Here is a 24120-nt window from a genome sequence, read left to right on the forward strand (position 1 = left end):
TGCCTCACAGCTTGATACACACGTTCTTGAGCTCGGTATAGAACTCCAGCGAGTGCACGCCGCCCTCGCGGCCTATGCCCGACTGCTTGGAGCCGCCGAACGGCGTGCGCAGGTCGCGCAGGAACCAGCTGTTGACCCAGGAGATGCCGACCTCCATGCGCTGCGCCACGCGGTGCGCGCGCGACAGGTCGCGCGTCCAGATGGCGGTGGCCAGGCCGTACTCGTTGTCGTTGGCCTTGGCCAGCACCTCGTCCTCGGTGTCGAAGGGGGCGATGTGGCAGCAGGGGCCGAAGATTTCTTCCTTGATGACGCGCGCCGTCTCGGGCAGGCCGGTCCAGATGGTGGGCTGCACCCAGCAGCCGTCCTTGAGTTCGCCCGGCATGTCGGGCACGCCGCCGCCGGTGACCACCGTGGCGCCCTCCTGCACCGCCAGCTGGTAGTACGACAGCACCTTGGCCTGGTGCTCCTTGCTGATCAGCGGGCCGAGCTGGGTGTCGGCGCCCTCGGGCACGCCGATCTTCCAGCCCTCGACCTGCTGCTTCAGCGCGGCGACGAACTTGTCGAAAATCGGGCGCTCGACATAGACCCGCTCGGTGCCCAGGCAGACCTGGCCGCAGTTGACGAAGGCCGAGCGCAGCGTGCCCTCGATGGCGGCGTCAAAGTCGCAGTCGGCAAACACGATGGCGGCGTTCTTGCCGCCCATTTCCAGGCTGACGGGGCGCGCGCCCTTGGCGGCGGCCTTCATGATGACCTCGCCGGTGCGCGTCTCGCCGGTGAAGGTGATGGCGTCGATGCCGGGGTGGCTGGTGACGAACTCGCCGGCCGAGCCGGGGCCGAAGCCGTGCACCACGTTATAGACCCCCTTGGGGATGCCGACGTGGTTCATCACCTCGCCCAGCAGGGCGGCGGTGCGCGGCGTTTCCTCGGACGGCTTGACCACCACCGTGTTGCCGCAGGCCAGCGCCGGGCCGACCTTCCAGGTCATGAGCAGCAGCGGCAGGTTCCAGGGGCAGATCACGCCGACCACGCCCACGGGCTTGCGGTAGCCGTAGTTGATGGCGCCGCGGCCGTCGGGCGTGGCCATCTCGAAGAACTCGGTGGGCACGTTCTTCACCACGTCGGCAAACACCTTGAAGTTGGCGGCGCCGCGCGGAATGTCGATGTGCGAGGCCAGGCTCCTGGGCTTGCCGGTGTCGGCGCATTCGGCCTCCAGGAACTCGTCGAAGCGGCGCGTGATCTCGGCCACCAGGGCCTCCAGCAGCTCCACCCGCTGGGCCAGCGTCATGCTGCCCCACGGGCCCTTGAGCGCGGCGCGCGCGGCGGCCACGGCGGCGTCCACCTCGGCCTGGCCGGCTTCGGCCACCTGGCCGATCACCGCGTTGGAAATCGGCGTGCGGTTGTCGAACCACTTGCCGGTGGCGACGAACTCGCCGTTGATGAAGTTCAGGATCTGTTTGGCTAGCATGTCACTCTCTCTTTTCTACAGGTGGGCGGGGCGGGCCTGCACGCGGGCACCGGCCCCATCGTCACGTTGTCCTCGCAGCGATGAGGGCAACGATAGGCGGCAGTCTTCATACTGTCCAATACCGAATTTTGCGAAATCAATACCTCCGAGGTATGAAAAACAGGGGTGCCCATGGACTTGCGGCAGATGAAATACTTTTTGGCCCTGGCCCAGGAGCTGCACTTCGGGCGCGCGGCGCAGCGGCTGCACATGGCCCAGCCGCCACTGACGCGGCAGATACGGGCGCTGGAGGAAGAGCTGGGCACGGCGCTGTTCCTGCGCACGCCCAAGGGCGTGGAGCTGACGGCCGCGGGCCAGACGCTGCTGGACGAGGTGCCCAACATCCTGTCGCTGGCCCAGCGCGCCGACGAGCGCACCCGGCTGGCGGGCGCGGGGCTGATAGGGCGCCTGGACGTGGGCATCTTCGGCTCGGGCGTGCTCGACGTCATCCCCCGGCTGCTGGCGGACTTCCACCGCCAGCGCCCCGACGTGCGCCTGGAGCTGCACAACATGACCAAGGCCGAGCAGCTGCAGGCGCTGCGCGAGCGCCGCATCGCCGTGGGCTTCAACCGGCTGGTGCAGGCCGAGCCCGGCCTGGGCGTGCAGGTGGTGCTGCGCGAGCCGCTGGTCGTCGGCCTGCCCGAGACCCACCCGCTGTGCGGGCGCGCCCAGATCGGCCTGCGCGAGCTGAGCGGCGTGCCGATGATCCTGTACCCCAACGCCCCCCTGCCCGGCCTGGCGCAGGAGGTGACCGCCGCCTTCGCGCGCGAGGGCGCGCGGCTGGAGGTGGCGCAGGAGGTCGAGGACGTGCTGACCTGCGTGGCCCTGGTGGCCAGCGGCTTTGGCTGCTGCATCACCACCCAGTCCGCCATGAGCCTGCGCCTGCCGGGCGTGGCCTACAGGCCGCTGCACTCGCGCCAGCTGCGCGACATCGCCCTGTGCTGCCTCTACCGCACCGATGACGGCTCGCCGGTGCTGGCGGCCTTTTTGCGGGTGGTGCAATCCTTCGCCGCGCGGCAGGGCGCCGTGGAGCCGTAGCCAGGCAGGCATGGCCTCAAGCCTCCGCGCCTTCGGCCAGGAAGTCGCCGACCAGGCGGGCAAAGCGCGCCGCGTGCTCGATCTGCGTCCAGTGGCCGCAGCGGCCATAGACATGCAGCTGCGATTTTTCAATCCATTGGGCCAGCGTGAGCGAGGTGGACAGCGGAATCACCCGATCCTCGCGCCCATGCACGATCAGGGTCTCGTGCGCAATGCGGCGGATGTCCTGCTCGGGGCTGGTCAAGGCATCGACCCAGCGCTGGCGCGGCGCGGGGAACATGGCCGCGAACGACTCCTGGAAGCCCGGGCGGATGCTGGCCTCGTAGCGCAGCTGGGCCAGCTCGTCGTTCACCAGGGAGCGATCCCAGGCGAAGAAATCCATGATCGCGCGCATGTTCTCGAACGAGGGGGTGTAGCCCCAGACGGCGTCCAGCCCCTCGGTGAGGGTGAACGGCACGCCCACGCTGCCCATCAGCACCAGGCGGCGCACGCGCTCGGGGTGGCGTATGGCCAGCGCCAGCGCCAGCCCGCCGCCGAACGAGTTGCCCACCAGGTCGGCGCGCGCGATGCCCAGCGCATCGAGCAGGCCCACGGCCTGGCGCACCCAGGCGTCCATGCCGTAGGCAAAGCCCTCGGGCCGCTCGCTGAAGCCGAAGCCCGCCATGTCGGGCGCGATCACGCGCGCGCGCTCCGACAGCGCGGGCATGACGAGCCGCCAGTTGGCCCAGGCCGACACACCCGGGCCGGAGCCATGGATCAGCAGCACCGGATCGCCGCTGCCCACGTCGTGGTAGTTGGTGCGGATGCCGGCCGCCACGATGGAGTGCGCGACCTCCGGGTTGTGCCGGACTGGCTGGTCAGGATGAGAGACAGACATTTTTCGACTTTCGTGTGGAACCCCCGCGAGCGCGCGGCGCGCATGCGCGGGGGGTATTTGCGGGGTATGACAGATCAGGCATCGAGGCCCAGGGCCTGCAGGCCGGCCCGCGCAATGGCCTCGTCCTGCGCCTCGCTGCCGCCGGACACGCCAATGCCGCCAATGCGCGCCCCGTGCTCCACGATCGGCAAACCGCCGCCGAAGGCCACGAAGCGCGGGCGCAGCACCAGCCCCTGGCGCACGGCCTCGGAATGCGAGGCCAGCGCCGCGTGCCAGGCGCCCGTGGGCAGGCCGAAGCTGGCGGCGGTATAGGCTTTGTCGTTGGCAATATCGATGGAGTGCAGCGGCGCGCCCGCCATGCGCGCAAACGCAGCGGGCAGGCCCGCGGCATCGACCACGGCCACGTTGACACGCAGGCCCAGCGCCGTGGCGTGCCGCACCGCGGCCTCCACGGCGCGCAGCGCGGCCGGAGCGTCGATGACGGGCTGCGGCACCGAAGCCGTGTGCGGCATCTGCGATACCTGCGGCATCTGCGACATACGCTCCTCCATCAGAAGGCTTTCACGACCGAGAAGCGCAGCAGCGAGCCCTTGGACTGCGGGCCGGTGCCCGCCTCGGCGCTCAGCTCCTTGTAGAGCGCGCCCTTCAGGAACATGCCCGCGCCAGGCACGGGATAGACCACCTCGGCGCCCAGCGCGTGGCGCGATGCCTTGTGGGTGCTGGCGCCCGGCCCGCTGTCTTCGCTGGTCTGCCACTGGCTGTAGCCCACCAGCCCCGCCTGCCAGGTGCCGAAGGACTTGCCCACCCCCACTCCATCGTGAGTTGATTGCCCGGGCGCAGGCCCGCGTCGTTCTTGCCGTTGCGCTCGAAACGCATCAAGGCCGACCCGGTCCAGGTTTTGGCGCTGTCGAAGTAATAGGTCAGGCCACCCGTGAGCATGGTGCTTTTGAAGCCCTTGCCCGGCGATGCGGGGTGGCTGGTGCTGGCGCTGTCCAGCCACACGCCGGCGGCGGCCATGGCGTCCCATTGCTGGCCATGCCAGCCCAGCACCAGCGGGCCCAGATACACGTCGCCCACGCCCGAGCGGGTGTCGGAGATGCCCGCCGCGTTGATGGTGAGCGAGGTGCGCATCACCGGCACGATGGCCTCCATGCCGTAGTCGGCGCCCAGCAGCTTGTATTGCGAGATCCACACAAAACGGTTGGACAGCGCCGTGACGGTGCCCCGGTTGTGGCCCGGCAGGTTGTCGCTGGTGCCCGGCGCGCGGAAATCGTCAATGTTGTAGTTGACGAGGTAGCCCAGGTAGTAAAAGCCGGGCGGCGGCACGCTGGCGCCCTGCAGCCCTTCCACGCCCGGCACGTAGTGCCCCTCGGCCTGCGCGCTGCTGACGGCCAGACCGCCTGCCAGGGCAAGCGCGGCAATGACCCTGTGTTTTTTCATGCTGTGTTACTTGTGCATGGATGCGCGCCCGATCAGGTATAGACGTCCGTGAAGGACGGCACCAGATCACCCGTGTGATAGAAGATCCCTCTGCCCATCTTGTCCTCGCTCCAGGTGGTCACTGGGCGGTCGGGCTGCGCCAGGTAGCCCAGTCCGGCAAAGGTTTCGTTGCGGTTGCCGCTGGGGTCGAAGAAGTAGATGGTCTCGCCGCGCGTGATGCCGTGGCGCGTAGGGGCCACGTCGATCTTGACCTTCTTCTTGGCCATGACGTCGGCGGACTTGAGCACGTCGTGCCACGAATCCAGGAAAAACGCGATGTGGTGCAGGCCGCTGACGGGGCCGCCCACAAAGGCGATGTCGTGCGGCGTGGTCGTGCGCGCCATCCAGGTGGCAGCCTGCATGTCGCCCTGGGGGCCCACCAGCACCTGCTCGGTCAGGAAGAAGTCCAGGCATTCCTTCATGAAACGCGTGTTGTCCTGCACGGTGTTGATGCCGGCCTCGGGGTTCATCTCGCACATCAGCAGCAGGTGGTCGAGCCAGTGCGCGCCCGCGCCCCGGACACCGTCGGGCCACGGGTCGGGATTGACAGTGCCCACATCGGTGCCCACGTATTCCTTCATGGCGTACAGGCGCATTTCGTGGCCGCTGGGCAGGTTGAACTGCAGCATGCGGCCGGTGGAGGGCAGCGTGCCTTCAGGCAGCAGCGTGGTCTTGATGCCCCAGGCCTCGATGCGTGCCTGCAGCGCCTCCAGATCCTCGTCTTTCTCCACCTTGTAGGCAACGTGGTTCAGGCCCGCCCGGTCGCTGGGGGTCAGGATGATGGAGTATTTGTCCCACTCGTCCCAGCATTTCAGGTAGACGTTGCCCGCACTGTCCTTCATGACGGTCTTGAGGCCCAGGACCTCTTCGTAGTGCTTGACGGCAGCAGCGATATCCATGACCCGCAGGCTCGCGTGGCCGATTCTCAGTACACCCATTTCATGTCTCCTCTTGGTTGATAAATCTTCAATGACTCAATTGGCTGGACGTTGCGCCACCGAGGCGGCACTGCCCAGAAACGGTTTGCGCAATCGGGCGGCCACTTCCAGGCACACCGCCTGGGTGGGCGCCACGCGGCAGGCCAGCGTGTAGCCTTGCGCTTCTTCTTCGGTGCTGACATGCGCCCGGCTCACGGGGCCCAGCGGCTGCACGCCGCCCTCGACGATGCGCACCTTGCACACGCCGCAGCCGCCGTTGACGCAGCCCACAGGAATGCCCTTGCGGCCCAGCCGCAGCATGCCCTTGAGCAGGCTTTCGTCGGTGGCGCAGGCATAGCAGTCACCGGTCTGCGCGACATGCACATCCACGGTCGGTCGTTGGCTCATCCACATGCCGGCCTCCGTCAGACGCGCTTGAACAGCGGGCTGCGCGCGCCCTGCGCATCGGCGGCCGAGAGGAACTTCTCGGTGTAGATGTCGCGCTCGAACAGCCGCCCCTGCATCAGCGTGGCAATGCAGGCCTCAACCATGGGCGGCGGGCCGCACAGATAAGCCTTGTGGCCCGCGAAGTTGCCCTTGAAGTGCGCCTGCGCGGCCTCGTGCACAAAGCCGCGCGCGCCGCTCCAGTCCGAGCCCTCGGGCTCGGCTGACAACGACGGCACGTAGGTGAACTGCGGGTGCTGCTGCGCGAGTGCGCGAAATTCATCGTCGTAGTACAGCTCGTCGCGCGAGCGCTGGCCATAGACCAGCGTGACCGGCTCCGTGCAGCCGCCAGCAAGCAGCGCATGGATCATGGAGCGCGGGCTCGACAACCCCGAGCCGCCCGCCAGGAACACCATCGGCAGCCGCGCCGAACGCCGCACAAAAAAGCGCCCATACGGCCCGGCCAGGCGCAGCCGCGCGCCTTCTTGCAGCTGCTCGTGCAGCCAGGTGGTGCCGGCACCGCCGGGCACATGGCGCACGTTGAGCTCAACCTGCGCGCATTCGCCATCTGCGCCCGGCGCGTTGGCGATCGAGAAGGCGCGGCTTTGCCCCAGGCCCGGAATCTCCAGCTGCACATACTGCCCCGGCTGAAAGCGGATGGGCTTGTCCAGCCGCAGGTGCAGCGCCTTGATGGTGGGCGTGAGCCGCTCGATGCGCTCCACCGTGGCCGCGAAGTCGCGCACGGGAATGATTTGGGCGTCGGGCTCCTCGTCAATGTCGGCCTCGATGGTCGTATCGCACTGCAGCGTGGCGCAGCAGGCCAGCGTCTTGCCCTCGTCGCGCTCGAAGTCCATCAGCGCGAACGGGTTGGCGGCACCGTGGTCCACATCGCCGTCGGCAACCTGCACCTTGCAGGTACCGCACAGGCCGTGGCCACAGGCGTGGGGAATGTAGATGCCCTGGCGCAGCGCGGCGTCGAGCAGGGTCTGGCCCTCTTCGACGTCGATCGTTGCGCCCAGGGGCTCGATGGTCAGTTGGTAGGTCATGGCATGGACGCGGGGCCCGGGGGTAGCCCCCGGGCTTCCCTCACCGAATGGGACTTAGCTGCACGTACCCTGGATGCCGGTCAGGCCCGGGGTGCGAAAACGGATCGCGTCCTTGTGCTGAAGGCCATTGGCCTGCAGCTACTTGGCCGGATCGGGCGTCCACGGCTGGCCGGACTTGAACCACTCGACCTGGGACCAGTCGATCTTGGCAAAGTCGGGGTGCTCGCCGTACACGCCGGGCAGCACGCCCTGGGCCAGCGCGCCGAACGGGGTATCCGGCGGCAACGGCAGGCAGACCGGTGATGCAAACATCAGGTGATCCTCCCAGCCGATGTAGAGCAGCGGTGCGGGGAAGTTCTCGCGCCGGTCGCGGGCGGGAAAGTCGTAGGGTTTGACAGCAACGACGCTCATGCCTTGTCTCCTTGAACAGCATCACCACGCCAGGCGGCAAAGTTCTTCTGGTCTTCCGAGCCTTCAAAGTCGAAGTTGTCCCGGCCCACCTTCAGGTCGTAGTAGTCCATCACGGCAGCCATCGGGTCAAAGCCCTCCACCGTCGGGTCGGTGCCCTCGGGGAAGCAGTTGCCCTGGTAAATCTGGTGCACGGGCAGCCAGGCTTGCGAATATTTCTCGGGCTCGTCGTCAAAAATTTCTTTGCAACCGTCGCTGCAGAAGTGGTACTTGTCGCCGTGGTAGTCGGACTCGCGGTAGCAGATCTTGGTCGGATCGCCGGGCTCGGTAAAGTACATGGGGACCTGGCAGATGGTGCACAGCATGGGCAGCGTCTTGTTGTAAAAGCGCTTGCCCTGTTGCTGCTGCGCGTGGAAATGCTCGAAGCGCGGCCGGTAGTACTTGTCGAAGGTGTCGGGGTACTTCTCGGACAACCAGTTCAGCTCGTCTTCCTTGGGCATCCAGGTGTGGAACGCGGCGGCGGCCGTGTAGTTGTAGAAGCCGCTCCAGGCCTGGTGCGTGATGTGGTCCTTGCCGGCGCTGGCTTCCTTCCAGCCCTTGGGTTCGCGGATGCCATAGCGGGCCAGATCGCGGAACAGGGCGCCGCCGTTTTCCTCGGCGTACATCTCCCACGCTTCCTTCCAGCTCATCACGCGCTTGGGCAGCATGTAGTCCTGCATCATCCCGACAATGGTGAGCAGGCGGTAGCCGCGCCAGAGCCACTTGTCGATCCACTTCTGCACGATCGGCACGTTGGCCGGGTCCTGCTCGAGCATGAACTTGATGCACTCGATGCCCAGGGTCATGTGACGCGATTCGTCGGACTGGGCCGAGAAGCCAAACGTCACGGTGCTCATGTCTCCGTTGTGGGCGGCGCCGGACATGAAGGGCACGAACAGCAGGTTGGTCAGCACGTACTCGAACGAGAAGCTCACGGCAGTGAGGAACTCGAACGGCCCTGCGGTGGAGGCGTCTTCAAAAAACGACTTGGGCACGGACAGGTACCACACACGGTCAAACATGTGGGGTGCCTGGTGCAGGCCATTGAAATACTTGTTGTAGTGCGACAGGGCGTGGGTTTCGGTCTGGCAGTGGCGCAGCTCGTCAATGGACTGCATCTGCGCGGCAACGCGGGCACCGGCACCGGTGAAGTGGCGGCCCACATGGGCAAAGCCGCGGTGCGCGTGGTACTCCAGCGGGGTCACGGCCTGCAAGAAGAGCTTGAGCGCATTCACATAGCGCGCATCCGAAATACCCAGCTGGCCATTGTTCTGCGCAAAGGCCTCGATCACGGCATAGAGCTTCTTTTCCTTCTCGCCCTGGTATTTCCAGTAGGCGTCCATGGTCAGGCGAAACGGGTCTTCCCATTTATCCCAGTCGTGGATCTTGATGCCTTCGTACTTGTCGAACGGAAAGACCTTGTCCATGGGCTGGTAGGTCGTATCCCAGGCCAGGCCGCGCGTCATGGCGGCGTAGCGGTCCTTGAGGCCCAATTTCTTCTTGATAGCAGGTGCGTCCATGGTGTTATCTCCTGGTTGTTGGGTGAAACGGCCGGCTGGCTCAGTGCTGCCAGCTCAGTGAAAACTCGTCGTCGTCTTCGTCGATGTAGCCGGAAAGCGTGACGAGGTTGACGTGCAGCTGCTGCAGGTTGAAGCGCTGCCCGGTCTGCTCTTCGATGGTTGCGCGCCGAATGACAAGCCGACCGGGCGCGTTGATCTTCACGAGCCCCTGCGGATAGGTGGCTACGGCTTCGGCGTTGTCGGCCAGGATGGCGTCCACAACGGGGCGGGATTCCTCGTTGTCCTGAAAGGCAATGAAGACGCTGGAGATGACGGAGGCGTTGGGGGTGTTCATGGTGATGACCTCCTTCAGACAGCCAGGCCGCACTTGCGGGCCCGCGCATCCAGCGCCGTGCGCACTGCAATCAGCGCCGCGCTGCCTTGCGCTCCCAGTGCCAGGTCCGCCACCTGCACGAGCGCGGCCTGCGCCCGATCGGCATAGCTCTTGAACCAGCCGGTGATCTGCGCCCGGTTGTCGTCCGATGCGGCAGCGGCCACCTTGGTGACCGCATCCACCCAGCGCGCGCTCTCGTCATGCCATTCGGGCATGAAGGCCGTGAGCATGGCCACCGCCGTACCGCCCTGCACCGCAAGGTGGTCGTCCACGAAATGCGTGTAGATCAGCGGGTACAGCAGGCCGTCGAGCGCCAGGTTCTGCGCCACAAACAGCTCGAACGGGTCGTTGACGACCAGCGTGTCCTCCACCAGCTTGCGCAGTCCCTGCCAGCGCGGGTCCTGCAGCCAGTCGTTCTTGCCGGCTTCCAGTGCGCCGGGCTCGCCCAGTGCCAGCCCCAGGCGCGTGAGGTACTGCGCAACCGCCAGATGGTCCATGGCATGGAACATGGCCGGTGCAGTGAACGCCGTGCCATAACCGCGCGAGCAAATCGTGCAGTTGTTCATGTTGGCGCCCCAGGCCGCGTGGCGCAGCGGCATGAGCACCTCGCAGGCTGCGGCGCGCTGCGCGTCGGGAATCTTGTCGATCAGGCCGCGCGACTCGACAAACTGGTAATTGGCTTCCATCGCCTCTTGCTGGCGCGCACGCGCCATGGTCCAGTTGGCGTAGTAGAACTGGCGGGGGTCGCGCAGCGCATCCCAGTCGGCCAGCTTGACCGCGGTGCGCGTGGCATCGAACAGTTCAAACTCGGGCTCCCAGGTCGGGCGGTAATTGAAGTTCGCGGCGGGCTGCATGCCCAGCGTGGCTTCAAGGTAGCGCGACGCGGGGCTTGTCGCCCGTGTAGGCCGCCACGCGGGCGAAGGTGTTGCGCAGCGGCTGTATCTCGCGCGCCTGCAGGTCGATGTTCATGGGGCTTGTCTCCTGGTAATGGTTGCTAGTGTGGTGTCTCAAAAATAGATAGAACTATTTTGACCGGTGTTGGTCGAATCAGCTTCCTTATAGGAGACTACGCTGATGGCCCACCCTGGACGCCCCGCCACGAAGCTGCAGATCACCGATGCCGAGCGCGCAGAGCTGCATGCGCGACTGCGCGTACGCAAAGCGCCCGAGGACGAGAAGCTGCGCATGCGAATCGTGCTGGGCTGCGCAGATGGGGAGTCGGGCACCATGATTGCCCAACGCTTGGGCACGACGGTGCAAACTGTCTCCAAGTGGCGGCGGCGCTACCGGGCGTATCGTCTGGCGGGTTTGACCGATGCCCCGCGCGCTGGCCGCCCGCGCAGTGTGGGCGACGAGCAGGTTCAGCTCATTGTGGACAAGGTTCGCCAGAGCAAGCCTGACAACGCCACGCACTGGAGCGTGCGCCAGATGAGTCGGCACGCTGGCGTATCGCCCGCGACGGTGCAGCGCATCTGGCATGCCTTTGGGCTGAAGCCGCACCTGCAAGAAACCTTCAAGCTATCGACGGATCCCCATTTCGTGGACAAGGTACGGGATGTGGTGGGGCTGTATATGGCACCACCCGATCGCGCCTTGGTGCTGTGCGTGGACGAGAAGAGCCAGATCCAGGCTCTGGATCGCACCCAACCAGGGTTACCACTGACGTTTGGCAAACCCAGCACGCGCACGCACGATTACAAGCGCCATGGCACAACGTCGCTGTTTGCAGCGCTGGATGTGGCCACTGGCAAAGTCATAGGACAGCTCAAGCGCCGTCACCGCAGTGTGGAATTCCTGCAGTTCCTCAAAGCCATCGATGCAGCGGTGCCTGGCGAACAAGACATCCACCTGATCATGGACAACTACGGCACGCACAAGACGCAGGCAGTGCGGGCCTGGCTAGCAGCCCATCCTCGCTACCACGTTCACTTCACGCCCACCTCAGCGTCCTGGCTCAATCTGGTCGAGCGTTTCTTTAGCCAGATCAGCGAGCAGTGGATCAAGCGCAGCGCCCACACCAGCGTTGCTCAGCTGGAGCAATCCATACGGGAATACATTGATCGTCACAACGAGGATCCCAAGCCGTTCGTGTGGCATAAAAGTGCGGACACCATCTTGGCATCTGTGGCGCGGGCAGCGAGTACCATTATTTGATGATTACTTTTGAGACACCACACTAGGGGCAGGGTTCAGTCGTCCAGGTGGCGCACGCGGTGCGCCGCACAAAAGGCCTCGAATGCCGGTGCGGGGAGCATCAGCTCCACCGACAGCTCGGGCCATCCGATCGAGAAAGCAAACTCGACAAAGCCGTTGTCGCGGCGGCCCAGCACGCGCACAAACCGCTGCGACAGATCGCAGACGGGTTGCGGGGTGGCAGATGCGTCGGTGGCAATGGCGGTGTGGGTCATGACGGTCTCCTTTTCGGTTGTGCGCCATCTGTTTTGCACGGGCCGTGCCAATGCCCGCCGACTTCCCGGAAATATCGATAAATTCAGGGTTAATCCCTACCAATTCGTGGCAAAGAAGCCCGTCTGCAGGCTGCCAGCAGCCGGCTGCGGCGCCCGCGGCCAGCCCGGAGGCGCGATTGCTGCACAGCAGCATGATGTTTTGATGAGACCCAGGGATCAGCCAGTTCATGAAATGATGAAAAACCTCCCCGGGTCGATCCCGATGGACGGCCACCCGCCGTTTATCGATACTTTTTTCATGCCGGCCACCACCCTGCCCCCCTACCCGTCCGACGCCGACTTGCGCCGGCTGGTGCACTTCTCGCCCGTCGATGGGCGCATCTGGCTGGCTGATCAGCGCATGCTGCTGGTACATGCGGCGGCCTTTCAGGCGTTGCGGCGCGAGCTGGTGGCCAGCCTGGGGCCGGAGCACGCCCGCCGCTTGCTGATGCGTGCGGGCTACGCATCGGGCGAGCGCGATGCGCTGCTGGCGCGCCAGGTGCGGCCGGGCGCATCGCTGTTCGACGCCTTTGCCGTCGGGCCGCAGCTGCACATGCTGGAAGGCGCTGTGCGCGTGCAGCCGAAGGTGTTCGAGCTGGACGAGGCGGCAAGCCACTTTCACGGCATCTTTCAGTGGGATCACAGCTGGGAGGCCGAGGTGCACCAGCGCGCCTGGGGCCCGCAAGGTGCGCCCGTGTGCTGGATGCTGCTCGGCTATGCCTCGGGCTACACCAGCGCGTTCTTTCGGCGTCCGGCCCTTTTCAAGGAAGTGCAGTGCACTGCCTGCGGCCACCCGCACTGCCTGATCGAGGGCCGCTTTGAGCACGAATGGCCCGACGGCGAGCAACTGGCGCGCGACTACGACCCTGACTCCATGCTGGTGCGCCTGGGCGAGCTGCAGTCGCAGGCGGATGCGCTACGCACCCAGCTACAGCCCGCGGACGACCAGGGCCCGCTGCTGGGACGCTCGCGCGCCTTCAACGACACCGTGGAGCTGCTGCGCAAGGCCGCGCCCACGCAGGTCACCGTGCTGCTGACCGGCGAGACCGGCGTGGGCAAAGAGCGCTTTGCGCGCGCGCTGCACGCCATGGGCCCGCGCGCCGACAAGCCCTTCGTGGCCGTCAACTGCGCGGCGCTGCCCGCCGATTTGATCGAAAGCGAGCTGTTCGGCGCCGAAAAAGGCGCCTACACCGGCGCCACCGCCGCGCGCGTGGGCCGCTTCGAGCGCGCGCACGGCGGCACCTTGCTGCTGGACGAGCTGGGCGAGCTGCCCCTGCCCGCGCAGGCCAAGCTGCTGCGCGTGCTGCAGCAGGGCGAGGTGGAGCGCCTGGGCGGCACGCAGCCGCGCAAGGTGGATGTGCGCGTGGTCGCCGCCACCAACGTCGATCTGGAAAAGGCCGTGGAGGAAGGGCGCTTTCGGCGCGACCTGCTCTACCGCCTGAACGTCTATCCCATCCGCATACCGGCGCTGCGCGAGCGCGCGGACGACATCGAACTGCTGGCCATGCACCTGCTGCAGCGCTACGCCGCCCTGCACGGCAAGCGCCTGGCGGGCTTCACCGACCTGGCCATGACCGCCATGCGCCAGCACGCCTGGCCCGGCAACGTGCGCGAGCTGGAAAACCTGGTCGAACGCGGCGTGATCCTGGCGCCCAACGACGACCTGGTGGACGCCGCCATGCTCTTTCCCACGTCAGCCCTGCCCACAGCCCACACCGTGAACGCCGCCGGTGCGCTGGAAAGCGAAGCGCACTGCCAGCAAAGCGCCAGTCTGTACGACACCCTGCAAGCCAGCGGCCTGACGCTGGACGCGCTCGAAGACGCGCTGATCCGCGAAGCCGTGGCGCGCGCAGACGGCAACCTGGCCGCGGCGGCGCGCGCGCTGGGGCTGACCCGCCCGCAACTGAGCTACCGCCTGTCGCGCCTGCAAGAGCGGCCGCTGGCGGCTTCGTGAGGCGCACACCAGCCCCGCATTGCCATGGCCAAACGCAGCTTTCACCCCCTGATTGCACTGCCCGGCGGCGACGCCGCCGAGGACGCAGCCCTGTACGATGCCCCCTCGCGCACGCTGATCGAGCAAACCTACGCCACGCTGCGCAGCGACATCGTCGAGGGGCGCCTTGCGCCCGGCAGCAAGCTGCGCATCGAGCACCTGCGCACCCAGTACGCGGTGGGCGCGGGCACGCTGCGCGAGGCGCTCACGCGGCTGGTCAGCGACGCGCTGGTGACCGTGGAGGGGCAGCGCGGCTTTCGCGTGGCGCCCATCGCGCTGCAAGAGCTGGAAGACATCACCACGCTGCGCGTGCACATCGAGACCGACGCGCTGCGCCAGTCCATTCGCGCCGGTGACGCGCAGTGGCGCGAGGCGCTTGCCGAGGCCTATGCGGCGATATCTGCCGAGGAACAGCCCATCGCGCCGCACCGCCGCCGCCAGTGGGAGCTGCTGAACGTGCGCTTTCATGAGGCTCTGCTGGCGGGCCACTCCTCACCGTGGACCGTGCGCGTGTTGCGCCTGCTGTCGCGCCACAGCGAGCGCTACCGCTTCTGCGCCATGGGCCTGCCGGGCGGTGTACGCGATGTGCACGCCGAGCACACCGAAATCTTCGAGCTGGCCATGTCAGGCCAGGACGCGCGCGCCGCGCTGGCGCTGGAGGCGCACATCCGCGCCACGCCCGACCTGCTGATCCGCGCCCTGCGCGAAGGCCGCGCCTTTTTGCCGGGCTGCGCACCGCCGCAGCTTCAAGTCAAATCAGCTGCCAGCCCTTGAACAGCCAGCGCTGCTAGCTACTAATAAAGTAGCAAGTCAGCCCCCCCGCGCTGCCTGGTACAGCCCCTGCACCTTGGGCACGTTCTGCTCCAGCTCGCGGATGCGGTCGGGCCCCGACGGGTGGGTGGACAGGAACGCGATGCCGCCGTTGCCCGTGGCCTCGCCCATCTTGCGCCACAGGCTCACGGCGGCCTGGGGGTTGTAGCCCGCGCGGGCGGCCAGCTCCAGGCCGACCAGGTCCGCGTCGGTCTCGTCGGAGCGGCTGAACTTGAGCGTGAGCAGCTGCGTCCCCAGGTTGGCGGCTGCATTGCCCAGGTCGCCCAGGCCCAGCAGCTGCGCGCCCAGCGACAGGCCGATGCTGGTGGCCTGGCTCTTGGCCAAGCGCGAGCGCGCATGCTCGCGCAGCGCGTGGGCCATCTCATGGCCCATGACCATGGCGATCTCGTCGTCGGTCAGCTTGAGCTGGTCCAGGATGCCCGTGTAGAACGCGATCTTGCCGCCCGGCATGCAAAAGGCGTTGATCTGGCGGCTAGCGATCAGGTTGATCTCCCAGCGCCACTGGGCGGCGCGGCTGTTCCACTGCGCGGCGTGGGGGATGAGGCGGCGGGCAATGCCGCGCAGCGCCACCAGCTGCGGGTGGTTGTCCGGCGCCAGCGCGCGCTTGGCCCTGGCCTGCGCCAGCAGCTGGCCGTATTGCTGCACGGCGGATTCTTCCAGCGTCTCGGCCGGCACCAGCCGGCGCATGCCCGATGCGCTGCCCACATCCACCTGCGCCGCCGCCGGCAACGCCGCCGCGCCTGCCGCCGCCAGCACAAAGGCGCGGCGCGCCTGCCAGATTCCGCCGGCCTGATCACCGCGCACGTCACCGCGCGCATTCACGCGCGCAACGCAGCACAGGCAGCCCGGCCAGGCGGACAACGAGGACAAGGGGTTGGTAGTGCGGGTGGTCATGCGCGCGAGTCTAGGACACCCTGGCGCGCTGCGCCACACCGGGTGGGCGCGCCCTGCGGCGGGCGCCGCCGCAGCGTGCGGATAATCCCGCCACAGCACGCACCTGCACCTGTCCTGCGCTGCTCGGGTGCTCATACCGCACCCGCCCTGCACTCATCTCGCACTCATCTCGCACTCATCTCGCACTCATCTCGCGCACCCTGCCGCCCCTGCACATGCCCCCCGACACCACCACCGCCGCCGCCCCTGCCGCAGCCACCAATGCCACCGCCGCCCCCCGGCGCAGCTGGCGCCAGGCCTGGCTTGTCTATCTGGAGCCCGCCAGCCTGCGCATGCTGGCCCTGGGCTTTGCCGCCGGGCTGCCGCTGTTGCTGGTGCTGGGCACGCTGTCTTTCAGGCTGCGCGAGGCGGGCATCGACCGCACCACCATCGGCTATCTGTCGTGGGTGGGGCTGGCCTATGCGTTCAAGTGGGTCTGGTCACCGCTGGTGGACCGCCTGCCGCTGCCGCTGCTCACGCGCTGGCTGGGGCGGCGGCGCAGCTGGCTGCTGCTGGCGCAAGGTGTGGTGGCCGCGGGCCTCGTCGGTATGGCGCTGGCCGACCCGCGCCAGGGGCTGGACGCCATAGTGTGGTGCGCACTGCTGGTGGCCATTGGCTCGGCTACGCAGGACATTGCGCTGGATGCGTTCCGCATCGAGTCCGCCGACACCGACCACCAGGCCGCGCTGGCCGCCACTTACCAGACGGGCTACCGCCTGGCCATGATCTGGGCCGGCGCGGGCGTGCTGTGGGTGGCCGCGCGTGCCGAGGTGGCGGGATTGGCCGGCTACCAGGCCAGCGCCTGGGCCACGGCCTATCTGGTGATGGCGGCGTCGATGCTGGTGGGCACGGTGACGGTGCTGCTGTCACCCGAGCCCCAATCCGATGCCGCGCGCCCACTGCCGCCCGCGCGCAACCTGGGCGAGTGGCTGCATGGCGCGGTGGTGGCGCCGTTTGCCGACTTCATCCGGCGCTACCGCTGGCAGGCGGCGCTGATCCTCGCGCTGATCGCCGTGTACCGCATCAGCGACGTGGTCATGGGCATCATGGCCAACCCGTTCTACGTGGACATGGGCTACACCAAGGACGAGGTGGCCGCCGTGACCAAGGTCTTCGGCGTGGTGATGACGCTGGCCGGCGCCTTCGTGGGCGGCGTGCTGTCCATGCGCCTGGGGGTAATGCGCGTGCTGATGCTGGGCGCGGTGCTCTCGGCGCTGTCCAACCTGCTGTTCGCCTGGCTGGGCCAGCGCGGGCACGACCTCACGGGCCTGGTGCTGGTGGTCTCGGCCGACAACCTCGCGGGCGGCATCGCCTCGGCCGCGTTCATCGCCTACCTGTCCAGCCTGACCAACGTGCAGTATTCGGCCACGCAGTACGCGCTGTTCAGCTCCATGATGCTGTTGCTGCCCAAATGGCTCGCGGGCTTCTCGGGCCAGTTCGTGGACGCGCAGGGCTACAGCGCGTTCTTCACAGGCACGGCCCTGCTGGGCCTGCCGGTGCTGCTGCTGGTGGCGCTGGCGTCCAGAGCCAAAAAGGCCTCCAGCGCTTTATAGACAAGCGCTGGCAGCTATCTTTTTTATATCACTGCCACCACGGTGTCGTACAGGCCGACATGCGACAAACCCCGGTGGGTCTCGATGCCGGTATAGCGCAGTGACGCATCTTCATAGCGCCTGAAGGCAAACACTGCCTGGTTCATTTGCTCGGTGTTGAACACCTTCAGCCGTACCAGCAGGTGAAAGTCCTGCACCGTCAGGCCCGTCACGGTCAGGAACAAATCCGGCTCCAGCTTGGTAATCACGTCTTGCAAAGTGTTCTCGCGGAAGTCCGTCAGGTACATAAATGCCGGAATGCGCGTGGCAAATTTGATGAGCTTTTCTTGCACCAGCTTGCGCTGCGACTTGTATTCACGCTCTTCGGCAGACAGCTCTTTTTTCTCTTTGGCCGACAGCGCCTCGTCCTTGGCCTTTTGCTTCAGCGCTTTGACCTTCTCGCTTTTGTTGATGATGGTTTCAATCACCTTGTCGCCCAGCGCGCGCCAGCCCTCGATGCGCTCCACGGCGGCCATCGCCTCGGGGTTGTCCAGGATGCGGCGCAGCGTGCCGTTGTCCACGTTCACCAGCAGCGCGCTTTCCCACTTGCGCGCCAGCAGCGTGGCCGAGGTGCCGGCCATGGCAATGTCCAGAATGCCGCCCGCGTCAATCTGCGTCATGTGGGCGCCATCAAAGGCCAGCACCGGCAAAAAGGCCACCAAATCGCCCACCGCGTTTTCGGGGTTGGACTCGCCCGGCGACAGACCAATGCCATATTCCGACAACTGGCGCAGCGCGCGCGTGGGTGCAAAGTCAAACACAAAGCACACGGGCTTGAGGATTTCTTCCTCGTTCGGGTTGTCGCCGTTGGGGTTTTTGATAGACCACGGCGACTGCACCCGAAACGCTGCCTGAAAGTAGCTCTCGGGCGACTTCAGATTACGCAGCATCAGGATGGCAGACCACTGCGCCACCGTCACGCCTGTGGTCAGCTTGCCGCACGACAGCGTGATGGTCTGGCTGTCAAAACCGCTGCCAATGGCCCGGCGCACTGGCGGCAAGGCCGCCAGCCCAATGCCCGCCGCGCTGCCTGCGGCCACGATGACTTGGTAGCCGTGCCAAAAAGTGTTGTGCCGCTCGGCCAGCAGGTTGGCCATGGCGTGGCATGCGGCCACATCGGGCAAATACCAGAACGAATGCTGCAAATACGGCAGCAGCCGCACATCCGAGTACGGAAACGGTGGCCGCGTGCCCGTTTTCAGCAGCTCGACAGACTGGGCCAGATGCCCGCCTCGAATGATGTCCAGCCACTTCTGCACATCGCCCTTGTGCTTAAACTGCGCCCCACTGCCGCTGCCCGTGGCTTCAAAAAACGCATTTAAGTCGAACTCGTCAAACTCCCCGCCACTGGCCACCGCCAACAACTCGTCGGGCATTTGGTAGGTCAGCAGGCGCATTTGCGGCAGAGCGCCATACGGGTTGCGCTGGTCGGGGTGCGCGTCTGCAAAGGCTGCTTTGGCGCGCTGCTCGTCGGTGTACGTCCAGTTGAAGATTTGCTCTTCGATGAACTCACCCGTCGCCAGCGCCTTGAACGGTGTGCCCGACAGGTACAAATAGGCCCGCGTGGTGATGGGCAAAAAGTCGGTCTCCAGCGTGGCGCGCATGCCCAGCTCTTCGTTCACCTGCTCCAGCACGCCCTCCAGCTCTTTTTCTTTTTTGACGCTGGCATCGTCTTCGCCCTCGAACAGCTCTTTGGCCGTGTCGCGCCAGGCGCCAAAGTGGTATTCGTCAAACACCACCACGTCCCAGTTCAGCGTGTGCAGCCACTCGTTGCGCGCTTTGATGTTGCCCGCCGCATCGCGCCCCAGCAGGTCTTGAAACGAGCCGAAATACACCAGCGGCCTGCTGGGGTCGGCCTGCGTGGGGTCGCTGCCCGCGTTGCGCGAGAGGTATTGCCAACCGGCAAAGTCCACATGGTTTTCCAGATCGGTTTGCCAGGCGTCTTCCACCGCGGGTTTGAAGGTCAGCACCAGCACGCGCCGGGCTTGCAGCTTTTTCGCCAGTTGGTAGGTGGTGAAGGTTTTGCCAAAGCGCATCTTGGCGTTCCACAAAAAGCGCGGCGCGGCTTGCGGGTTCTCGGCCCAAATCGACTGGTAATAGGCCCAGGTTTTCTGCACCGCCTCGGTCTGCTCGGCGCGCAGGCCAAAGGTTTCATGGTGCGTGCCGCCCAGGCGTTGGCCGCTGCGCAGTTCGGCCAGCACGGTTTTCACGTTGGCCAGCGTGCAGCGCATCCATTCGAGTTGCGGGTTGTCAAAACCTTTGCGCACCAGCGCGGCGCGCACCTCGTGGTCTGAAAACACGCTGCCGTCATCGCGCTCCGCCGGTTCGTCCAGCTCAATGGTGAAGTTCTGGATGGCGGCGGTTTTGAGCTGCTCGGCCACACGCTGGCGCACATTGCGCGTGGTCTGGCCCACCTTGAGCAGGCCGTGGTGCGCGGCGTCGGCAATCGAATAGGCGTAGATGCGCGGACGGGCGTCGGGCTTGGGCGGGAGGACTTCCTCGATGGTGGGTTTAGTCATCGTCACTTTCGTCAACCGTGATATCGCCCAGCAAGTCGCTGCGCAAATCCATCGGGCGCACGACTTTTTCAATGAACTCGATTTCGTGCGGTGCAATGCCGTATTGGGCGTACAGGGCTTCGTCTGTCCAGCGTTTCGTCCAGTCTTGCGTGGGCACGAAGGTGTAAACCTTGCGCGTGGTGTCTTGGGATGGCTTGTGCAGCAGAATCAACAAGCGCGTTAGTCGGCAAGTGAGGTAGGACAGGGCGCTTTCCGCCTCGGTTTGGGTGTCAAACGGGCCAATGCACAAATAGGTTTCAGAGCAAATGCTGCCCGGTTCGCCAATAAACGGTGTGCTGAGGATGCGGTGCGGGTAGGTGTCGCGGTTGCCAGTGCCCGGTGCGGCTCGGCCTACGTAAATCTTCCATTTGTCGATAAGTTTGGTGTTGGCAGTAATCGAGTCTCTGGCGACGTACCCTGTTCCGCCGTTTTGGAAGATGAGCAAGTCACCGGCCTTTTGTTTCGCTCGACCCTTGAAAGTTGTTTCGAGTGCAAACGGTTTTCTGGAGCTCACCAGCAGATCAAAACGCTTGCTTTCAGGCAGTTTCAGTGCATGCTCTGACTGACTGACTGACTGACTGACTGACTGACTGACTGACTGACTGACTGACTGACTGACTGACTGACTGACTGACTGACTGACTGACTGCTCGGTCGCCATCACCTTCTGCAAAATGGACAATCCCTCATTGAAGCGGATGAAGATGTCGGCTCCGTTTTCCATCAGCGGACGGGTAGCGGTGGAAATGGGCCAGTCCTTGAAATGGGTGCTCACGTCGCAGAGGCCGGGGTGGTCACGGTTCCAAAGGAAATAGCACACGCCACCCTTGAGGCCCACCCCCGGAAAAACCTCCGACGCACTGAGAAAGTCATCCATCGAACGCAAGCGATCATCGGCAAGCATCGACTCCCGGAACTCATCCAGACCCTTGCCGCCAGCAAACCAGCGCGCAGGAATCACCATCGATAAATAACGTGGCTCCAGCTTCTTTGCCTGCTCCACAAACAATTGGTAAATCGGTGCGGCGCTGGTGCCATAGCCACCATCGTTCAGCTGGTACGGCGGGTTGCCAATGATCACGTCGAACTGCATATGTGCTCCAAACAACTCGGCCATGCGAGTCTTGATGTGGTCGGTATGAATGAAGGCGTAGGCGTGCGTTTCCAGCCCCTCGCCACGGTCTAGCGCGGCCTGGCTGGCGCCGCAAAACCGGCATTTGCCCTGTACCCAGGTGTGTTCGGTGCGCTCAAACCAAATGTTGCCCATGTCACTTGCAAAGCCATGGGCGATGGAATGCGCGCTGTTGGCGTATTTGGAGCAATACACGCTGCGCCGCGCCAGCAAACTGGTCAGGCGCGTGATGGCAATGCCAAACACCTGCTGCGTCAGGATGTGGTTTACGCGTGTTGGCAAGTCGGGGATTTCTTGCGCCAGCCCCGCGGTCAGGCGGCTGGTGATTTCGCGCAGAAACACGCCCGATTTGGTGAAGGGGTCCAAAAAACGCACGGTTTTATCCGCCCATAGGCTTGCGCCACCGTGGTCGGCAGCCCAGGCATTGGCCAGCAAGTCCAGCATTCGACCGGCCAGTTCGGGGGGTGTGAAAACCTCGTCGTTCGACAGATTGGCAATGCAGGTCAGCACATCGGGGTTGCGGCCATGCAGGGCGAAGGGGGCTTGCAGGGTGATGCTCATGCGGTGCTCATACGTTCTGGCCCTCAGGCCCTGGCAGCTTGCCCGATTGCTTTTCGATTTTCTTGTCCTCGGCTTTCACCCGGCGTTCCAACTTCTTGATGTCTTCTTCTGCCGGCAACTGCTCGGGCGCAATCCCACGCTGACCCAGCATGACGCGCACGCTCTGGTTGTTCTGCACATGCTCATGTGTGATGGAGCGCTCGCCCAGCAAGTTGGCTTGCTGCACGTTGTGGTTGGTCATTTCGGTGGCCAGATTCTTGGCTGCAATGGTCAGCGTGGGCAAAAAGTCAGCCAGCGGGCGCGTCTGCACGATGCCGTATTTCTCTTTCATCATCTGCGTGGTGTGGCCGCCAAACAGCGCCGCATCCCCCTGGGCACGGATACGGCCAAAACCGGCATCGTCCACGCCGCGTTCGTAGATGTTTTGCGACAGCGCTTTTTCCGATTCGCGCAGGCGGTCGCGCGCCTCCAGCCGGGCTTGCAGGCGCATGCGGTCTTCAATCAGCTCTTGCTTGCGTGTTTGCACCGCAAAGTAACTTTGGGCAAAGGCAATCGCCTGCTTGCGCGGGTCGCCGTTTTGGGCGATCAGGTAGCAGGCATAGCGGGTGAGCATGAAGTCTTCCACAGGGCGCTGGGCGCCACTGCCCAGGGTGACCATTTTCGTGACGCCACGAAAATGGTCAGATTCTTTGTAACCCGTTGATTTGCAAGACTCTATGGCCCGATGGATGGCCGTGGTGAAGTTCTCCCAGCGGGCGTAGCCCAGGGGCTCCATCAGGTCGCGGGCAAACCAGAACTCGATGCCGTCATCGGGCAGGCGCTGGCTGAGTTCGTCAAAGCGTGCGGTGAGCTGGGGAACGATGGTGTCAGTCATATGCTGTCTTTTGGCAGGGCTGCCAGTTCGCCCACGGTCATGGGCGGGTGGATGGTGACCGGGGTAAAGATTTCGTGCTTGCCCAGGTCGGCAAAGAGCGAGCCCTCTTCACTGAACTTTGACGCGCCGGTGAGTGCGTCAAACCTAAAGTCGCGCCGCTGGTACTTGCCTTTGCCCAGGTAGCCCCATTCGGCAAAGGTGATGGCCTGGCCGTGGTGGTCGCGCATGGTCAGCGCGTCGCCATGCACCAGGTTTTGTAACAGTACATACAAGGCCGCCCGGTACAGGTCATCAGCCTCGTCCAGCTGGAGGTAGTCGGCAAAGACCTCCAGCACGTTGGCGCGGCACTCGGCGATGTTGTCGGCCAGCAACTCGATGCCGTAGATGCACATCAGCCCCAGCAGGGCGTAATGCCGCCGCTCGAAGTCAGATTTGCCGTATTTGCGCTCCACCGCAGCGAGCTTGCGCCGCAGGATTTGCACGATGAAGTTGCCGCTGCCGCAGGCGGGTTCCAGAAAGCGCGCGTCGATGCGCTCGGCCTCATCCTTCACCAGATCGAGCATGGCCTCGACCATCCACGGCGGGGTGAAGACTTCGCCGTGGTCGGCGACGCGTTGTTTGGATTTGACGAGGCTCATGGCGCCAAGGTTATCGCAGAATATGCGGCCACCCCTGCTGCTGACAGCACTGGCAAGCAGAGCCAGAAAGCCTCCAGCGCTTGATATATAAGCGCTGGACGCTATCAAAACAATATCAAAACCGGTTTACCCAACTTTACCCATGCTTCAACCGCCGTAGATGGCGCGCGGTGAACATGGCAGCACTGAAAGGCACCGCATGAGCTCGCAACTGCTGATGATCGAAGACGACCACCGCCTGGCGCAGATGGTGGGCGAGTACCTCGGCCAGTCCGGGCTGCAGGTCACGCACATGGCCGACGGCGCCAGCGGCCTGGCGCGGCTGCAGGCGCCCGAGGGCGGACAACTGCCCGACCTGGTGATCCTGGACCTGATGCTGCCCGACATCGACGGCCTGGAGGTGTGCCGACGCATCCGCGCGCTGCCGGGCGCCGCCGCCCAGGTGCCGGTGCTGATGCTCACGGCCAAGGGCGACCCCATGGACCGCGTGATCGGACTGGAGATCGGCGCCGACGACTACCTGCCCAAACCCTTCGAGCCGCGCGAGCTGCTGGCGCGCATCCGCGCCATCCTGCGCCGACGCGAGAGCGGCGCCCAGCCGGCCACGCAGGTGCTGCGCTTCGGCTCGCTGGAGATCGACCGCGACGCGCGCACCGTCAGCGTGCACGGCCAGCCGGCGGAGCTGACCTCCTACCAGTTCGACCTGCTGGTGACCATGGCCGAGCGCGCGGGTCGCGTGCTCACGCGCGACCAAATCATGGAGGCCGTGCGCGGGCGCGAGCTGGAGGCGTTCGACCGCTCCATCGACGTGCACATGGGCCGCATCCGCGCGGCCATCGAGGCGGACCCCAAGAACCCGCGCCGCATCCTCACCGTGCGCGGCGTGGGCTATGTCTTCGCCAAGCAGCAGGACTGA

The 24120-nt window shown here is 65.3% G+C and carries 20 protein-coding genes and 3 pseudogenes; 6 read left to right on the forward strand and 17 right to left on the reverse strand.

What is annotated here, in order from left to right; genetic code table 11:
- Window positions 1–4: 4 nt before the first annotated feature.
- Entirely contained in the window at window positions 5–1465 is a 1461-nt protein-coding gene (locus I3K84_RS11930; protein WP_196994575.1) for a 2-hydroxymuconic semialdehyde dehydrogenase, read from the reverse strand.
- Between the two features lie 171 nt (window positions 1466–1636).
- Here I3K84_RS11930 and I3K84_RS11935 point away from each other — a divergent pair, with 171 nt between their 5' ends.
- A complete protein-coding gene (locus I3K84_RS11935; RefSeq protein ID WP_196994576.1) occupies window positions 1637–2542 on the forward strand; it encodes a LysR substrate-binding domain-containing protein in 906 nt (301 codons plus the stop codon).
- 16 nt (window positions 2543–2558) lie between these two features.
- Here I3K84_RS11935 and I3K84_RS11940 read toward each other — a convergent pair whose 3' ends face one another.
- From I3K84_RS11940 to I3K84_RS11985, 10 genes and pseudogenes are all read right to left on the reverse strand, one after another.
- The gene (locus I3K84_RS11940) at window positions 2559–3419 is read right to left on the reverse strand and encodes an alpha/beta fold hydrolase (RefSeq protein WP_196994577.1); all 861 of its coding nucleotides are present in this window, start codon (window positions 3417–3419) and stop codon (window positions 2559–2561) included.
- A 74-nt stretch (window positions 3420–3493) separates the two neighbouring features.
- Window positions 3494–3949 (reverse strand): heme-binding protein, encoded by a 456-nt coding sequence (locus I3K84_RS11945; RefSeq protein WP_231403478.1) that lies wholly within the window; start codon window positions 3947–3949, stop codon window positions 3494–3496.
- 20 nt (window positions 3950–3969) lie between these two features.
- Window positions 3970–4859 (reverse strand): annotated as a pseudogene (locus tag I3K84_RS11950) (transporter).
- A gap of 32 nt (window positions 4860–4891) precedes the next feature.
- Window positions 4892–5836: a catechol 2,3-dioxygenase gene (locus tag I3K84_RS11955; RefSeq protein ID WP_196994578.1), complete on the reverse strand. Its 945-nt coding sequence runs from the start codon at window positions 5834–5836 to the stop codon at window positions 4892–4894.
- A gap of 36 nt (window positions 5837–5872) precedes the next feature.
- Window positions 5873–6223: a 2Fe-2S iron-sulfur cluster-binding protein gene (locus I3K84_RS11960; RefSeq protein WP_047350241.1), complete on the reverse strand. Its 351-nt coding sequence runs from the start codon at window positions 6221–6223 to the stop codon at window positions 5873–5875.
- Between the two features lie 17 nt (window positions 6224–6240).
- Entirely contained in the window at window positions 6241–7305 is a 1065-nt protein-coding gene (locus I3K84_RS11965; protein WP_196994579.1) for an NADH:ubiquinone reductase (Na(+)-transporting) subunit F, read from the reverse strand.
- Window positions 7306–7359: 54 nt separating this feature from the next.
- Window positions 7360–7716: pseudogene (locus I3K84_RS11970) on the reverse strand (phenol hydroxylase subunit P4).
- A complete protein-coding gene (locus tag I3K84_RS11975) occupies window positions 7713–9272 on the reverse strand; it encodes an aromatic/alkene/methane monooxygenase hydroxylase/oxygenase subunit alpha (protein ID WP_196994580.1) in 1560 nt (519 codons plus the stop codon). Before I3K84_RS11975 ends, I3K84_RS11970 begins: the two are co-directional and overlap by 4 nt.
- Before the next feature lie 40 nt (window positions 9273–9312).
- The gene (locus I3K84_RS11980) at window positions 9313–9582 is read right to left on the reverse strand and encodes an MmoB/DmpM family protein (RefSeq protein WP_196996106.1); all 270 of its coding nucleotides are present in this window, start codon (window positions 9580–9582) and stop codon (window positions 9313–9315) included.
- Window positions 9583–9620: 38 nt separating this feature from the next.
- A pseudogene (locus I3K84_RS11985) lies at window positions 9621–10614 on the reverse strand (phenol hydroxylase).
- A gap of 105 nt (window positions 10615–10719) precedes the next feature.
- On the opposite strand from I3K84_RS11985, the gene I3K84_RS11990 reads away from it, so the two are divergent.
- On the forward strand, window positions 10720–11799 hold the full coding sequence (locus I3K84_RS11990; RefSeq protein ID WP_005801445.1) for an IS630 family transposase: 1080 nt from the start codon (window positions 10720–10722) through the stop codon (window positions 11797–11799).
- A 35-nt stretch (window positions 11800–11834) separates the two neighbouring features.
- Here I3K84_RS11990 and I3K84_RS11995 read toward each other — a convergent pair whose 3' ends face one another.
- The gene (locus tag I3K84_RS11995) at window positions 11835–12053 is read right to left on the reverse strand and encodes a phenol hydroxylase subunit (protein ID WP_196994581.1); all 219 of its coding nucleotides are present in this window, start codon (window positions 12051–12053) and stop codon (window positions 11835–11837) included.
- 298 nt (window positions 12054–12351) lie between these two features.
- On the opposite strand from I3K84_RS11995, the gene I3K84_RS12000 reads away from it, so the two are divergent.
- Together I3K84_RS12000 and I3K84_RS12005 are read left to right on the forward strand one after the other, a co-directional pair.
- Window positions 12352–14046 carry a sigma-54-dependent Fis family transcriptional regulator gene (locus I3K84_RS12000; protein ID WP_196994582.1) on the forward strand — a complete coding sequence of 565 codons (1695 nt, stop codon included), beginning with the start codon at window positions 12352–12354 and terminating at the stop codon, window positions 14044–14046.
- 24 nt (window positions 14047–14070) lie between these two features.
- On the forward strand, window positions 14071–14859 hold the full coding sequence (locus I3K84_RS12005; protein ID WP_196994583.1) for a GntR family transcriptional regulator: 789 nt from the start codon (window positions 14071–14073) through the stop codon (window positions 14857–14859).
- Between the two features lie 36 nt (window positions 14860–14895).
- Here I3K84_RS12005 and I3K84_RS12010 read toward each other — a convergent pair whose 3' ends face one another.
- Entirely contained in the window at window positions 14896–15810 is a 915-nt protein-coding gene (locus I3K84_RS12010) for a M48 family metallopeptidase (RefSeq protein WP_231403314.1), read from the reverse strand.
- Between the two features lie 215 nt (window positions 15811–16025).
- Here I3K84_RS12010 and I3K84_RS12015 point away from each other — a divergent pair, with 215 nt between their 5' ends.
- Window positions 16026–17402 carry an MFS transporter gene (locus I3K84_RS12015; protein WP_196994584.1) on the forward strand — a complete coding sequence of 459 codons (1377 nt, stop codon included), beginning with the start codon at window positions 16026–16028 and terminating at the stop codon, window positions 17400–17402.
- Between the two features lie 23 nt (window positions 17403–17425).
- Here the strand turns inward: I3K84_RS12015 and I3K84_RS12020 are convergent, their stop codons facing one another.
- The 4 genes from I3K84_RS12020 to I3K84_RS12035 are packed head-to-tail and all read right to left on the reverse strand — an operon-like array spanning window position 17426 to window position 23204.
- Window positions 17426–19960, reverse strand: coding sequence for a DEAD/DEAH box helicase family protein (locus I3K84_RS12020; protein WP_196994585.1), 2535 nt, complete (start codon window positions 19958–19960; stop codon window positions 17426–17428).
- A complete protein-coding gene (locus tag I3K84_RS12025) occupies window positions 19953–21692 on the reverse strand; it encodes an Eco57I restriction-modification methylase domain-containing protein (protein ID WP_196994586.1) in 1740 nt (579 codons plus the stop codon). The genes I3K84_RS12020 and I3K84_RS12025 overlap by 8 nt, the downstream gene beginning before the upstream one ends.
- Window positions 21693–21699: 7 nt before the next feature.
- The gene (gene dinD, locus I3K84_RS12030) at window positions 21700–22566 is read right to left on the reverse strand and encodes a DNA damage-inducible protein D (protein WP_011803665.1); all 867 of its coding nucleotides are present in this window, start codon (window positions 22564–22566) and stop codon (window positions 21700–21702) included.
- Window positions 22563–23204 carry an N-6 DNA methylase gene (locus I3K84_RS12035; protein ID WP_011803664.1) on the reverse strand — a complete coding sequence of 214 codons (642 nt, stop codon included), beginning with the start codon at window positions 23202–23204 and terminating at the stop codon, window positions 22563–22565. Before I3K84_RS12035 ends, dinD begins: the two co-directional genes overlap by 4 nt.
- Before the next feature lie 199 nt (window positions 23205–23403).
- Between I3K84_RS12035 and I3K84_RS12040 the strand changes: the two genes are divergently transcribed.
- On the forward strand, window positions 23404–24120 hold the full coding sequence (locus I3K84_RS12040) for a response regulator transcription factor (protein ID WP_047350236.1): 717 nt from the start codon (window positions 23404–23406) through the stop codon (window positions 24118–24120).

Source organism: Diaphorobacter sp. JS3051 (assembly GCF_015832135.1).
GTDB lineage: Bacteria > Pseudomonadota > Gammaproteobacteria > Burkholderiales > Burkholderiaceae_C > Diaphorobacter > Diaphorobacter nitroreducens.